This is a genomic window from Cellulosimicrobium sp. KWT-B, from assembly GCF_002127155.1.
Lineage (GTDB): Bacteria > Actinomycetota > Actinomycetes > Actinomycetales > Cellulomonadaceae > Cellulosimicrobium > Cellulosimicrobium funkei.
Genome location: NZ_NEDO01000002.1, coordinates 71,982 through 85,072 on the forward strand (window position 1 = coordinate 71,982; position 13,091 = coordinate 85,072).

At 76.2% G+C, this 13,091-nt stretch carries 9 protein-coding genes and 1 pseudogene; 3 read left to right on the forward strand and 7 right to left on the reverse strand.

Annotated elements, in window-relative coordinates:
- Positions 1-40: 40 nt before the first annotated feature.
- From B9L22_RS06520 to B9L22_RS06535, 4 genes and pseudogenes are all read right to left on the reverse strand, one after another.
- On the reverse strand, positions 41-1,174 hold the full coding sequence (locus B9L22_RS06520) for a bifunctional 2-methylcitrate synthase/citrate synthase (RefSeq protein ID WP_086149750.1): 1,134 nt from the start codon (positions 1,172-1,174) through the stop codon (positions 41-43).
- 79 nt (positions 1,175-1,253) lie between these two features.
- On the reverse strand, positions 1,254-2,171 hold the full coding sequence (gene prpB / locus B9L22_RS06525) for a methylisocitrate lyase (protein ID WP_085387314.1): 918 nt from the start codon (positions 2,169-2,171) through the stop codon (positions 1,254-1,256).
- A gap of 98 nt (positions 2,172-2,269) precedes the next feature.
- Positions 2,270-3,784: pseudogene (locus tag B9L22_RS06530) on the reverse strand (MmgE/PrpD family protein); the annotation flags it as partial.
- Positions 3,785-3,813: 29 nt separating this feature from the next.
- Complete coding sequence (locus B9L22_RS06535; RefSeq protein WP_158097161.1) at positions 3,814-4,542, reverse strand: GntR family transcriptional regulator; 729 nt, start codon at positions 4,540-4,542, stop codon at positions 3,814-3,816.
- A gap of 107 nt (positions 4,543-4,649) precedes the next feature.
- Between B9L22_RS06535 and B9L22_RS06540 the strand changes: the two genes are divergently transcribed.
- Together B9L22_RS06540 and sigJ are read left to right on the forward strand one after the other, a co-directional pair.
- Positions 4,650-5,405, forward strand: coding sequence for an SDR family oxidoreductase (locus B9L22_RS06540; RefSeq protein ID WP_198947242.1), 756 nt, complete (start codon positions 4,650-4,652; stop codon positions 5,403-5,405).
- On the forward strand, positions 5,402-6,337 hold the full coding sequence (sigJ, locus tag B9L22_RS06545) for an RNA polymerase sigma factor SigJ (protein WP_086149754.1): 936 nt from the start codon (positions 5,402-5,404) through the stop codon (positions 6,335-6,337). The genes B9L22_RS06540 and sigJ overlap by 4 nt, the downstream gene beginning before the upstream one ends.
- A gap of 18 nt (positions 6,338-6,355) precedes the next feature.
- Here sigJ and B9L22_RS06550 read toward each other — a convergent pair whose 3' ends face one another.
- Positions 6,356-7,096, reverse strand: a complete 741-nt coding sequence (locus B9L22_RS06550; RefSeq protein WP_081600369.1) for a DUF2625 family protein — start codon at positions 7,094-7,096, stop codon at positions 6,356-6,358.
- A 214-nt stretch (positions 7,097-7,310) separates the two neighbouring features.
- On the opposite strand from B9L22_RS06550, the gene B9L22_RS06555 reads away from it, so the two are divergent.
- Positions 7,311-8,795, forward strand: coding sequence for a DUF4232 domain-containing protein (locus tag B9L22_RS06555; RefSeq protein ID WP_143317135.1), 1,485 nt, complete (start codon positions 7,311-7,313; stop codon positions 8,793-8,795).
- A 58-nt stretch (positions 8,796-8,853) separates the two neighbouring features.
- On the opposite strand, the gene B9L22_RS06560 is transcribed toward B9L22_RS06555, so the two are convergent.
- Together B9L22_RS06560 and B9L22_RS06565 are read right to left on the reverse strand one after the other, a co-directional pair.
- On the reverse strand, positions 8,854-10,839 hold the full coding sequence (locus B9L22_RS06560; protein WP_086149756.1) for a LamG-like jellyroll fold domain-containing protein: 1,986 nt from the start codon (positions 10,837-10,839) through the stop codon (positions 8,854-8,856).
- Between the two features lie 183 nt (positions 10,840-11,022).
- The gene (locus B9L22_RS06565) at positions 11,023-13,026 is read right to left on the reverse strand and encodes a cytochrome c biogenesis protein DipZ (RefSeq protein ID WP_143317137.1); all 2,004 of its coding nucleotides are present in this window, start codon (positions 13,024-13,026) and stop codon (positions 11,023-11,025) included.
- Positions 13,027-13,091 lie beyond the last annotated feature (65 nt).

Sequence of the window (13,091 nt, forward strand, 5' to 3'; positions counted from 1 at the left end):
GCGCAGGGGCGGGGGCCAGGGCCGGGAGTCAGGGGCAGAGTCAGGGGAGGTCGCGCTGCTCCGGGCCGACGTACTGGCTGAGCGGGCGGATGAGGACGTTGGCGGCGCGCTGCTCCATGACGTGCGCGGTCCAGCCGACCACGCGCGACGCGACGAACAGCGGCGTGAACATCGGGGTGTCGAAGCCCATGAGGTGGTACGCCGGGCCGGCCGGGTAGTCGAGGTTCGGCAGGATGTTCTTGCGCTCGGTCATCGCGCTCTCGAGCGCGGTGTAGAGCTCGAGGAGGTCCGGGCGGCCGTAGTGCTCGACGAGGTCGTCGAGCGTCGCGCGCATGGTGGGGACGCGCGAGTCGCCGTGCTTGTAGACGCGGTGCCCGAAGCCCATGATCTTGCGCTTGTGGGCGAGCGCGTCGTCGAGCCACGCGGCGGCGCGGTCGGCGGTGCCGATCTCGGCGAACGTCGCCATGACGGCCTCGTTCGCGCCGCCGTGGAGCGGGCCCTTGAGCGCGCCGACGGCGCCCGTCACGGCGGAGTGCAGGTCGGACAGCGTGGACGTGATGACGCGCGCCGTGAACGTGGACGCGTTGAACGAGTGCTCGGCGTACAGCACCATCGACACCTCGAACGCGCGCACGACGGCGGGCTCGGGCTCCTCGCCGAACGTCATCCACAGGAAGTTCTCGGCGTAGGAGAGGTCGTCACGCGGCTCGACGAGCTGGAGGCCGCGGCGACGACGCTGGTCGAGCGCGACGGCGGCCGGCAGCACGGCCCACAGGCGGACCGCCTTGGCCTGCTCGGCCTCGGGCGAGGAGTCCTCGGCGTCGGGGTCGTGCGCGCCGAGCTGGGAGATCGCGGTGCGGACGACGTCCATGGGGTGGCACGTCGTCGGGAGCTCGAGGATCGCGTTGCGCACGTGGCCGGGCAGCGCGCGGTGCGCCCGCTCGACGGCGGTCTGCTCGGCGAGCTGCTCCGGCGTGGGCAGCTCGCCGTGCCACAGCAGGTACGCGACCTCCTCGAAGCTGCGGCGCGCGGCGAGGTCCTGCACCGGGTAGCCGCGGTACAGGAGCGAGTTCGTCTCGGGGTTGACCTTCGAGATCGCGGTGACGTCGACGACGACGCCCGCGAGGCCCCTGCGGATCTCGGGCGCGTCGGTGGTCGGTGCGGTGGTGGTCATGCGGTCACTCCTTCGTGCAGCACGGGTCGCGGGGAGATGCCGGTGCCGCGGCCGACGGGCGCGCGGCACCGGCCGGTCGTCAGGGCCGGTAGGTGAAGATGCCCTCGTCGAAGGTGTTGTAGGCGGCGTAGTCGAGCAGCTCGTAGAGGCGCGCGCGCGTCTGCATGCCCTCCACCTGCCCCGCCTGGGTGCCGGTCGCGGCGATCTCGTCGAGCGCGCGCTCGGCGGCGCCCATCGCGACCCGCAGGAGCGTGACGGGGTAGATGATCAGCCGCACGCCGGCGTCGCCGAGCTGGCGGCGCGTGAAGAGCTCGGACTTGCCGAACTCGGTCATGTTGGCGAGCACGGGCACGTCCACGGCCGACGCGACGGCCTCGAACTCCGACAGGTCCTTCATCGCCTCGGGGAAGATCGCGTCGGCGCCCGCGTCGACGAGCGCCTTGGCGCGGTCGATCGCGGCGCGCAGCCCGGCGTCGCCGGGGATCGTGCCACGGACGTCGGTGCGCGCCATGATCAGGAAGCCGGGGTCGCGGCGCGCGTCGGCGGCCGCCCGCACGCGCTTCGCCGCCTCGTCGAGCCCGACGACCTCCTTGCCGTCGAGGTGGCCGCACCGCTTGGGGTTGACCTGGTCCTCGACGTGCGCGCCCGCGACGCCCGCGTCCTCGAGCGCCTGGACGGTGCGCGCGACGTTCATCGGCTCGCCGAAGCCGGTGTCGGCGTCGACGAGCGCGGGCAGGTCCGTGACGCGCGCGATCTGCTGCGAGCGCCCCGCGACCTCGGTGAGGGTCGTGAGGCCGATGTCGGGCAGGCCGAGGTCGGCCGACAGCACGGCCCCCGACACGTACACGCCCTCGAAGCCCTTGTCCTGGATCAGGCGCGCGGACAGCGGGTTGAACGCGCCCGGCAGCCGCAGCGGCTCCCCCGTGGTCGCCGCGGCGTCCAGCGCCGCGCGGAAAGCGCGCCGCTTGTCCGACGGCGTCACCTGGCTGTACAGCATCAGCGCGCCTCTCCCTCGGTGGTCTCGTCGGCCTCGTGCATGGTGAACCCGTCGCCCTCGACCTCGGGGTGCGCGAGGGCGTCGTCGCGACCGAGCTCGAACAGGCCGGTCGGCGTCGGCACGGAGTCGAGCAGACCGGGCCGCCCGACGATCGTCAGCTCGCGCACCTCCGCGGGCGTGAGCTCCGGGAGCCGCTGCGCGAGGTCGAGGAAGCGTTCGATCTCGGCGTCCTCGAGGACGCCCGCGGCGAGCGTGCGGAACTTGTGCACGTACTGCTCGCGCCCGAACGGCCGCGCACCGAGCGGGTGCGCGTCGGCGACCGCGATCTCGCGGACGAGGCGGCCGCCGTCGGCCAGCTCGATCTCCACGCGCCCGCCGAACGCCTTCTCGGCCGGGTCGGTCGAGTGGTACCGGCGCGTCCACTCGGGGTCCTCGGCCGTCGTGACCTTGGCCCACAGCGCGACGGTGTCGGGGCGGCCCGCGCGCTCGGGGGCGTACGAGTCGACGTGGTGCCAGCCGCCGTCCTGCAGCGCGACCGCGAAGATGTAGGGGATCGAGTGGTCGAGCGTCTCGCGCGACGCCGTCGGGTCGTACTTCTGCGGGTCGTTCGCGCCGGATCCGATGACGTAGTGGGTGTGGTGGCTCGTGTGGATGACGATCGACGTGACGTTCTCGGGGTCGGCGAGCCACGGGTGCTCGTCGTGCAGCGCGCGGGCGAGGTCGATGAGCGCCTGCGACTGGTACTCCGCGGAGTGCTCCTTGGTGTACGTGTCGAGGATCGCCGTCTTCGGCTCGCCGGGGGCCGGGAGCACGACGTCGTACGCCGCGTCCGGGCCGTCGAGCAGCCACGCGACGACGCCGTCCTCGCCCTCGTAGATCGGCTCGGGCGACGTCTGGCCGCGCATCGCGCGGTCGACGGCCTCGACCGCGACCTTGCCCGCGAACGCCGGGGCGTGCGCCTTCCACGTGGAGATCTGGCCCTTGCGCGACTGGCGAGTGGCCGTCGTCGTGTGCAGGGCCTGCCCGATCGCCTGGAACACCGTCTCGGTGTCGAGGCCGAGCAGCGTCCCGATGCCCGCGGCGGCCGACGGCCCGAGGTGCGCGACGTGGTCGATCTTGTGCCGGTGCAGGCTGATCGCGCGCACGAGGTCGACCTGGATCTCGTAGCCGGTCGCGATCGCCCGGACGACGGCGGCGCCGTCGGACCCGGCGTGCTGCGCGACGGCGAGGATCGGCGGGATATTGTCGCCCGGGTGGGAGTACTCCGCGGCGAGGAACGTGTCGTGGAAGTCGAGCTCGCGCACCGCGACGCCGTTCGCCCACGCCGCCCACTCGGGGCTCGTGCGGGTCTCGAGGCCGCAGCCGAACACCGTCGACCCCGGGGTGTACGGGTGCGCGAGCGCCTGGCCGCGCGCCGCGACGGCGGGGCCGCGCGTGAGGCTGGCCGCGGCGACGGCCGCGTTGTCGATGACCCGGTTGACGACCATGTCGACGACCTCGGGCGTGACCTCGACCGGGTCGGTCGCGAGCTCGGCGAGCTTCCACGCGAGCTGGTCGGTGCGGTCGAGCGGCTCCGCGCTGGGGTAGACGCGCAGGTGGTGGGTGTACGGCATCGGTGTCTCCGTCGTGCGGTGGGCGGTGGTCAGGGGAGGTCGTCGGTCGCCGACCCCGCGCCGCGCAGCGACTGCTCCGCGAGGGCGGCGCTGCGCTCGATGTGTGCGCGCATCGCCGCCTCGGCGGCGGCGGCGTCGCGGCTCGCGACGGCGTCGGCGACGGCGCGGTGCTCGTCGACGTGGTCGGTGGTGCCCACGCGGCGGCGCGCGGCGAGCGCGCGGTACCGGTCGACGTGGCCGCGGATCTGGCGCAGGAGCGCGGAGCCCCAGCGGTTGTCCGCGAGCGCCTCGATCTCGCCGTGGAACTGGGCGCCGATGCGCAGCACCTCGTCCTCGTGGTCGCGGACCGCGTCCATGAGCGTCACGAGGCGCGCGAGCCGCGCGACGTCGTCGGGCGCGGCGCGCTCGCACGCGTCCCGGGCGAGGAGGCCTTCGAGGCGGGCGCGCACGTCGTAGACGCGCCGCGCGTCGGCGAGGTCGAGCGGCGCGACGCGCACTCCCCCGGTGGGCAGCTCGACGACGAGCGCCTCGGCCTGGAGCAGCCGCAGCGCCTCGCGCACCGGGGTCCGCGAGACGCCGAGCTCGGCGGAGAGCACGGGCTCGGTGAGCCGCGCGTCGGGCGCGAGGGAGCCGTCGATGATGCGGCCGCGCAGGAGGTCGTAGACCGCGCGGGCACCGGACTGGCGGCGTGCGAGGCCCGCGTCGCCGGGCGCCGGGGACGGCCCGACGGCGGTGCGCAGCTCGGGCGTCGTCGTCACCCGGCCATCGTGCCACACGTCCTGCGCACTTGTATACAACTCTCGCCGCGGCTGAGATGTCACATCGGGGGGCGCCGCGTCGTCGTCCGGGTATGAGGATCGCTGTGGTGGGTGGGACGGGAACCGTCGGTCGGCACGTCGTGGCGGGGCTGGCCGCGCGCGGCCACGAGGTGCGGGCGCTGAGCAGGCACGCGCGGGAGCACCCCGTCGACCTCACGACGGGCGCAGGTCTCGCCGCGGCGCTCGACGGCGTCGACGTCGTGGTCGACGCGAGCAACACCGCGACGTCGCTGCGGCACGTGCGCGCGGCGGTCGTCGACGGCACGCGGCGCCTGCTCGCCGCCGAGCGCGACGCGGAGGTGCGGCACCACGTGCTCGTGTCGGTGGTCGGGTGCCACGATGTGCCGATGGCCTACTACGCCGCCAAGGTCGCGCAGGAGCGCGAGGTCGCGGACGGGGGCGTGCCGTGGACGGTCGTCGCCGCGACCCAGTTCCACGAGCTCGTCGCCGCGACGCTCGGGGCCGCGGCACGCCGGGGCGTCGTGCCGCTGCTGCGCGCCCCGGTCCAACCGGTCGCGGCCGCCGAGGTCGGCGCCGCCGTCGCCGACGCGGCCGTGCGCGACCCGCTCGGCGGCACCACGACCGTCGCGGGTCCCGAGGTGGTCGACCTGCGCGACCTGGCGCGCGCCTGGCGCGACGCCACCGGCTCGCGCGCCGTCCCCGTCCGGGTGCCGCTCCCCGGCGCGCTCGGCCGCGCGCTGCGCGCCGGCGGCCTCACCGACCCGCAGCCCGACGTGCGCGGCACCACGACGTTCCGCGACTGGCTCGCCGCGCAGCGCGCCGAGCGGGCGGCGGCCCGGTGACCGGCCCGGCCGCGGACGACCTCGCGCGCGCGTTCGAGGCCGAGCGCCCGCGCCTCCTGCGGCTCGCGTACACGACGACCGGCTCCTGGTCCGACGCCGAGGACTGCGTCCAGGACGCGTGGCTGCGGCTGCGCACCCAGGACGCGGGCTCGATCCGCAACCTCGCGGCCTGGCTCACGACGACGGTCGGGCGGCTCGCGCTCGACGTGCTCGGGAGCGCGCGGGCGCGCCGCGAGCGCTACGTCGGGACGTGGCTGCCGGAGCCGGTCGTGACGACCCCCGGCGCCGCCTCGCCGGTCGCCGCGGGCGTCGTCGACGCGGCGGACCCGGCCGACCGCGTGACGCTCGACGAGGAGGTGAGCATGGCCCTCCTCGTCGTGCTCGAGCGCCTCTCCCCCGCGCAGCGCGTCGCGTTCGTGCTCCACGACGTGTTCGGGCTGCCGTTCGACGAGGTGGGCGACGTCGTCGGGCGCTCGCCGGCCGCCGTCCGCCAGCTCGCGGCGCGAGCCCGCAAGGACGTGGAGGCGGGGCGGCCGCGCGGGACCACGACGCGCGCCGAGCAGGCGCGCGCCGTCGAGGCGTTCGTCGCGGCCTGCTCGGACGCCGACCTGCCGGCCCTGCTCGCGGTGCTCGACCCGGACGTCGTGCTGCGGGGCGACGGCGGCGGCAAGGTTCGCGCGCTGCGGCACACCGTGCGCGGGGCGGGGACGGCAGGTCCCGTGCTGCTCAGCTACCTGCGCCGGCCGCCCGAGGCCGTGCGCGTGGTCGACGTCAACGGCGCACCGGGGCTGCTCCTGCGCGACGGGACCGGCGTGCTCACGGTGATCGCGTTCACGGTCGTCGGGGGGCGGGTCGCCGCGATCGACGTCGTGCGCAACCCCGACAAGCTGGGGACGGTGCGCGCCGACCTCCTCGACGCGGACCCGGCATGACCAGGGCGTGACCGGGGCTCAGGGCCGGTAGCCGTCCGTAGGCCAGGCGCCGTAGCCGTCGAGGTGCTCGTCGGCGTCGCGCACGTAGTCGTCGACCGGGGCCATGCGCTCGGCCATCTCGAAGTGCCAGTCCACGAGCTCGCCGAGCGGCACGGGCGTGCGCGACGACCGGGCGACGTCGCGCCCCTCCTCCGACCACAGGGGCGGGTAGACGCTCAGCCCCTCGTCGAGGCGCACGGTGCCGATCTCGTCGTACCAGCCGGGCCAGCGCACGGGCGCGTAGAACTCGGCGGTCCCGCCGCTCACGGACCACTCGAGGAACGCCGCCTGGCCGAACCCGAGGTCGAGCCAGGAGAGCGAGCCGGGCGCGAAGTAGTGGACGTTGCCGAGCGGGCCGGGGAGCCCGCCGCCGTTGATCGCGAACGTGCCGCCGAGCACGTCGTACGCGACGACGAGGACGGACGGCGCGACGCTGTCCTCGCCCGGCTCGCCGAGGCCGTTGACGGTCGCGAGGTCCGGCAGCCCGGCCCCGCCCCCGCCGATGATCCGGAGCCAGCCGCCGTCGACGAGGACCCCGCCGGTGTGCAGGGCGAGCGCGCCGAGGGTCGAGCGGACGGTGACCTGGAGCCGGTAGAGGACCTCGAGCGACCAGGCCGGCGCGGGCACGACCTCGACGCCGCCGCGACCCAGCATGCGCGAGAGCGTCGGCCACGCCGGGTCGTCGACCGCAGCGAGCTCCGCAGCCGTCCGCACTGTCATGGCCGGATCATGCCAGATGTTGCCCGTCAGCAGGAGTCCTGGTAAAAGCGCGGGGCCGGTACGCGCCCGGCTCGTCCGGCGATGCGCCGAAAAGACCGGTTCCCCCGCGCGTCGCCCCGGGTAGGCCCTGGCACGGTGAAGACGCCGGGCGGACCCTGGGGAGGACGTCGGCGCGCCACCCCGCACGGTGGCGGTGACCGGTACGGTCACGGCCGTGGACGACGACGGCACACCCTCCCCCGAGCCCGCAACCGACCCCGGCGCCGGGACGGCCCCGCCACGGGCCCGACGGCGCGGCCCCCTCGTCGCGGTGGCCGCCGCGGGCGTGGGCGGCGTCCTCGCGGTGGTGGCGGCCGTCGTCGGGCCGGCGGCGCTGCGCACCGCGGCCGAGCAGCCCGCCCCGGCCACCTCGTCGGTCGCCTCGACGACCCCCGCACCCGGCGCGACGCCTGCGCCGACCTCCCCCGAGAGCGACCGCGAGGCCGTCGCGGCGCGGCTGCGGGCGCTGCCCGGCGTCGCGGGCGTGGAGGCCCTGGGGACCGCGGGCGAGTCCGCGCGCGTCACGCTGGTCAGCCCGCTGCCGACACCCGAGGAGGCGCAGCGCACCGCCGACGACGCGAGCGCGATCGTCGCCGCCGTGCCCGGCGGTGGTGCCTGGTCGCTCCGCGTCGAGGGCACGGGCGCGGCCGGCGGGACGTTCGCCGTCGCGCACGGCCCCGGCGCGGACACCGACCGCGGCGTCGACCCGGCCACCGGGGAGCCACGCCCTGAGCTCCTCGGGGCCGACGCCGTCGCCGACGCCGTGCGCCTCGTCGCCCACGACCCCGTGCGCCGCGTGTTCCTGTCGCCGGGGTCCGCGTCGGTCGACGTCGGCACGGCCGGGGACCTCGTCCCGGCCGCCGCGCTCGTGCGCGCCGAGGGCCGCGGGGTGACGAGCCTCGGCGTCGAGGGCTCCGGCGTCGGCACCTACGGCGGCGACGGGCTCACCGTCCCCGACGACGCCCTGCTCACGCTCCTGGTCGACGTCGCCGCGGAACCCGCGGTGACGCAGGTCGTGCACGACGCCGTCCGCGACACGTTCCCGCAGAACCCCCTGCTCACGGTGATCACCTCGGGCGACGCGGCCGTCGTCGCGCGCACGCTCGACGGCGCGGCCTACTCCGGACCCGTGCTCGCGTACCAGGTCCACGGCTCGACCGACGGCGGCGCGTCCGCGACGCGCTCCGGGTTCGTCGCGGGAGCCGCCGCACCGACGACCGGGACGCGCCCCGCGGGCGCGTGCGCCCCCGGCGACCTCACGCTCGGGGCCCTCGGGTTCGACGCCGCGGCGGGGCGCCGGTTCCTCACCGTCACGGCCCGCAACGACGGCACCGCGGAGTGCGTCCTCGCGGGCGCGCCCGCGGTCCGCTTCGTCGCCGACGACGGCTCGGAGACGGACGTGCTCCTCGAGCCGGACGACGACGGCCTCGCCCCGATCACTCTCGCGCCGGGCGCCACCGCCTGGGCCGCGCTCTCGTGGCGGGGCGGGTCGACGGCGGACGACCCGCCGCTCGTCACGACGCTGCTCGTGGCCCCGCACCCGGGAGACCCCGAGTCGGTCGTCGGGCTCGCAGGGATCCCCGGCGTCGGGGACGGCCTCGACCTGCTCGGCGGCGGGACCGCGACGATCGGGTCGTGGGCGCCCGCGTGGGCGGGGTGACGAGAACGCACGCGGGGTGCGGGGTCCGTCGGCGGCCTGCCGACGGACCCCGGGAGCGTCAGCTCAGGCACTCCCGAGCCATCTGGCTCCCCGACTGCACGCCGTCGACGACCGAAAGCCGGTCGACCGCGCCCCGCCAGTGGTCCGTCCACGTGCCGTCGCGCTGCGCCCGACCCACCTGGAGCGCACCGCTCGACGGCCAGCCCGGGCTCGTGGTCGCGGCAGTCCCAGCGAGCGTCGTCTCGCCCGCGCCCGGGTCGTCCACCGAGCCGATCTCGCAGACGTAGAGGCGCAGGTCGCCCGCGGCGGCGTCCCGCACGCCCGTCAGCCGCACCCACGCCCCGGGCTTCACGTCGACGCCCGAGAGCGCGACGGTCGACGCCGAGCCGTCGGCGTCGCCGTCCGCCGTCCAGAACGCCCAGCACGTGCCGGACGCCGTCCCGCACGCGGCGTCGTGCCGCACGCCCAGGGAGAACGCGCTCGCCCGGTCACCCGCCTGGCTCACCGCGGCACGCGTCGCCCCGGTCGCGTCGGCCCGCACGGTCGCCCCGACGGAGAAGGCCCCGCCCGTCGGCGCCACGGGAGTCGCGGACCAGGCGGCGGACGCGTCGTCGGCGATGACGAGCGCGCCGTCCGACGGGTCCATGCCGAAGTCCGCGAGGTAACCGCGACCCCACATGCCGTCGTGGGCGAGCGTGAGCGAGCGGCTGCCCGAGGCGTCTCGCGCCTCCGGCCCCGCGCCCTCGGAGAACGCCCAGCGCACCGGCGCCGCGCTCGCCACGGAGAACCGGTAGAGGCGCACCGGGCCCGTCGCCCCGGCGGCGTCGACCGCCTGCGCGGAGATCCGGTGGCTCCCGCTCGACGTCGGCGTGAACTCGACCCGCTCGCCCGGCTCCGCCGAACGGTCGAGCGCGTCCGAGTCGAACGAGTAGCGGATCGCCACGACCCCGGGCTCGTCGGTGGACAGCACGAACGCGCCGCGCACGCCGACACCCCCGGACGTCGCACCCTCCCGGTAGACCGCGGGCTCACCCTCGACGGGCGTGATCACGGGCTCCCGCTCGGGCCGCACGAGGTCGGCGACGAACTCGCAGCTGCTCGCCTCGCTCCAGGCCCCTCCGTCCGCCGTGGCCGCTCGTGCCTCCCACGAGTACACGCCGTCGTGTTGCAGCAGACCCGACGGCACCACCACCGACGCGACCGTCCCCGGGGACTGCGGCGGCGTCTCCGCCGTCCACAGCTCGGCGCCCGTCGCGACGTCCTGCAGGGCGAACCGAGCGAGGAGCGGCCCGGACCCCTCGCCGGAGAGCTCCGCCCGGAGCGTCGGCGTGCTCGACCGCACGGCCGGGCGGCCCTCGCCCGTCACGCACGCGCTCTCGGGGTCCGCGGTCCCGAGCGCGGTCGCGGTCGCCCCTGCGGCAGGCGCGAGCTCGAGCTCGAGCGCCGTCCCCGCACCGAGCACCGCCAGCCCGGACCGTGCACCGGAGAGGCCGAGCGCGACGGGGCCGCCGGACGCGACCGCCTCCGCGACGGGCGCGGTGACGTCCCAGGACACCGCGCCCCAGCGGTCGCAGCGCCCCGCCGAGGCGGCCGAGGCGACGGCGGCGCCCCACGTCGAGGCGTGGTTCGCCCACGTGCTCGACCGCACCACCGCGCCCACCCCGTGCGCCGTGACCGGCGCGGTACGGCACTGCGCACCCTGCACGCCCGACGTCCGGAGCGTCGCCCCGGTGACGGTCGCGCCCGCGGGCACCGCCGAGCCGATCGCGTCCGTGAAGTCCCACGCGACGCGGGTCTCGCCCAGGACCGCGCACAGGAGACCGGAATCGCACCCGCCGACGGCCTGCCCGCCCGTGAACCCGTACCCGGACGCCGACCGCGGCAGCGCCGACCGCAGCACCGTCCGCGCGGCGCCGTCCCCCGCGAGGACGACGCGCGCGCCGTCCTCGCCGACCACACCGGCCGGCAGCGGTCCTGCGCTCGCCGCGGCGGCGCCCGCCGTCAGACCGGAGAGGGCCAGCACGGCGCCCAGCAGCGCGCCCATGGTCCTCCGCGTCGTTCGTCCCACGTCTCCCCCGATCACCCGCTCGCCGTCGTCGGCGAGGTGCTCGCCGCATGCTCCGGTCGTCCTCGACCAGGTCGTCCCACGGCAGATGCCGGAAATGTACACCCGCCCTGCGACACCGCGGCGCGCGGCGCCGGCGTCCGGTCGCGGACCGGCCCGCGATCACCCGAACGTCGCGGTGAACACCTGAACACCGGGCGGGACGTCGAGCTCGACGAGCCCTTCCGTCGGGCCGTCGCCATCCAGGACGGGGTAGAGCGTCGGGCTGCCGGAGACGTCGATCTCGCGGGTCGTGGTCCGCCCGTCCGTCGTGACACGGGCGGTGACGGTGCCCTCGCCGCCGAGCACCGTGAACACGTCGGTCGAGCGGTACGCGAGGCGCACGCGCGCGTCGTCGGACACCGCGGTCGCGCCCTGGAAGTCGACGTCCCACGTGCCGCCGAGCGAGAACGTGTCCTGCCGCTGGTCGTCGGCGAGCGTGAAGTCCTGCTGCCCCGCGGCGTAGCGCGGCTCGCCCGCGTAGTTGACCACGCGCTTGATGGAGAAGTAGGTCTCGGGCGTCGTCTCGTCCTGCGGCGTGGTGTCGCCGACGGCGGTGGGCTCGGGCAGCTCCACGCCCGGGTTCGCGTCCTCGAGGAGCTCGCGCACCAGGCGCTCGGTGTCCTCGTACCCACCCTCCCCGAAGCGGATGTGGCGCACGGTCCCGTCGGCGTCGACGAGGTACTGCGCGGGCCAGTAGCGGTTCCGGTAGGCGGTCCAGGTCGCGTAGGCGTTATCCTGGGCCACGGGGTAGGTGACGCCGAGGTCCTGCGCGCCGGCGACGACGTTGCGCGTCTCGCGCTCGAACGCGAACTCGGGCGTGTGGACCCCGATGACCTCGAACCCCGCGCCGACGTCGCGGTAGCGGTCGTACCAGGCGTTGACGTGCGGGATCGCGCGCTGGCAGTTGATGCAGGAGTAGGTCCAGAAGTCGACGAGCACGACCTTGCCGCGCAGCCCCTCGAGCGTCAGCGCCTCGCCGCCCGGGGTGTTGAGCCACGTGTCGATGCCGCGCAGCTCCGGGGCGGTGCCGCAGTCCTCCAGCACGGGCGCGCCGTTCGAGCAGTTCGACAGCTCGCGGTTCTCGTCGGTGACGAGCCCGCCGAGGTCGAGCGCCTCGCGCACGGCGTCGTTCTCGTCGACCCGCTGCTGGAGCGCGCCCGTGTAGTCGGGCAGGGCGCGCTGGAGCGCGGCGGGGAGGTTCAGCGCGAGCGCGCCCGCGAGCGCGATCATCACGACGCCGCCCGTGACGCGGATGCCGCGCGTGTGCCGCTGGAACCCGCGGACCCGCTCCGCGACGCGGCGCCCCGCGAGCGCGAAGACCAGGAGCGGGATCGCCGCCCCGACCGCGAACGACACCGTGAGGGCGACGGTGCCCGGGCCGATGTTCCCCGTCGCTCCGGCCACGGTGATCGCCGCCAGGACGGGCCCGGCGCACGGCACGTACAGCACGCCGAGGCCGAGGCCGAGCACGAACGCCCCGCGGTCCTGACGGGCGGCGCCGCGTCGTGCCCCGAGCGCCGCGACCCGCCGGAACGGCCGCTCCAGGACCTCCTCGACGCGCGGCACGATCATCCCCACGCCGATCGCGACGAGGAGGACGATGCCCGCCCAGCGCAGCAGGTCCTGCGGGAGCCCGAGCGCGGTCAGCAGGAGGGAGCCGAGGAGCGTGAAGACACTGAAGCTGAGGACCAGGCCCGCGATGACGAGGTAGGGGCGCCACGAGCGGCGCGCGGCCCGCCGCGACGCGCGGCGCCCGGGCCCGCCGTCGGCCGGGGTAGCGGGCTCCGCCGGGTCCCCCGTCGACAGGTCGAGGGCGAGCGTCCCGCCGCGCGTCGGCCGCGCCGCGACCTCGCGCGCCCCGGTCTCCTGCGCGCCGACCGGGCCACCCCGGCCGCGCAGCGCCCCGGCCGGGCGACCGCCGACGCGGACCGCGTCCGGGACGCCCGCGAACAGCCCCGGGGAGACGCCGCCCGTCCCGGTCTCCGCGGTGCCCGACGGCGCCTCCCCCGTGCGCGCGCCCTGCACGCCGCCCGCGAAGAAGATGACGGGCAGCATGGGCAGGATGCACGGCGAGATCCCCGTGATGAGTCCCCCGAGCAGGCCGATGACGATGAGCGTCTCCATGCCCGGGGTTCGGACCGGCGGCCCTCGCGGATGGGTCCGCCACGCGCCGAGCGCACGTCGCCGGG

Bases quoted from the DNA above. Each gene is read 5' to 3' on its own strand.
- B9L22_RS06550 (WP_081600369.1), bottom strand. From the start codon at position 7,096: ATGACAGTGCGGACGGCTGCGGAGCTCGCTGCGGTCGACGACCCGGCG.
- B9L22_RS06565 (WP_143317137.1), bottom strand. From the start codon at position 13,026: ATGGAGACGCTCATCGTCATCGGCCTGCTCGGGGGACTCATCACGGGG.
- B9L22_RS06560 (WP_086149756.1), bottom strand. From the start codon at position 10,839: ATGGGCGCGCTGCTGGGCGCCGTGCTGGCCCTCTCCGGTCTGACGGCG.
- prpB (WP_085387314.1), bottom strand. From the start codon at position 2,171: ATGCTGTACAGCCAGGTGACGCCGTCGGACAAGCGGCGCGCTTTCCGC.
- B9L22_RS06520 (WP_086149750.1), bottom strand. From the start codon at position 1,174: ATGACCACCACCGCACCGACCACCGACGCGCCCGAGATCCGCAGGGGC.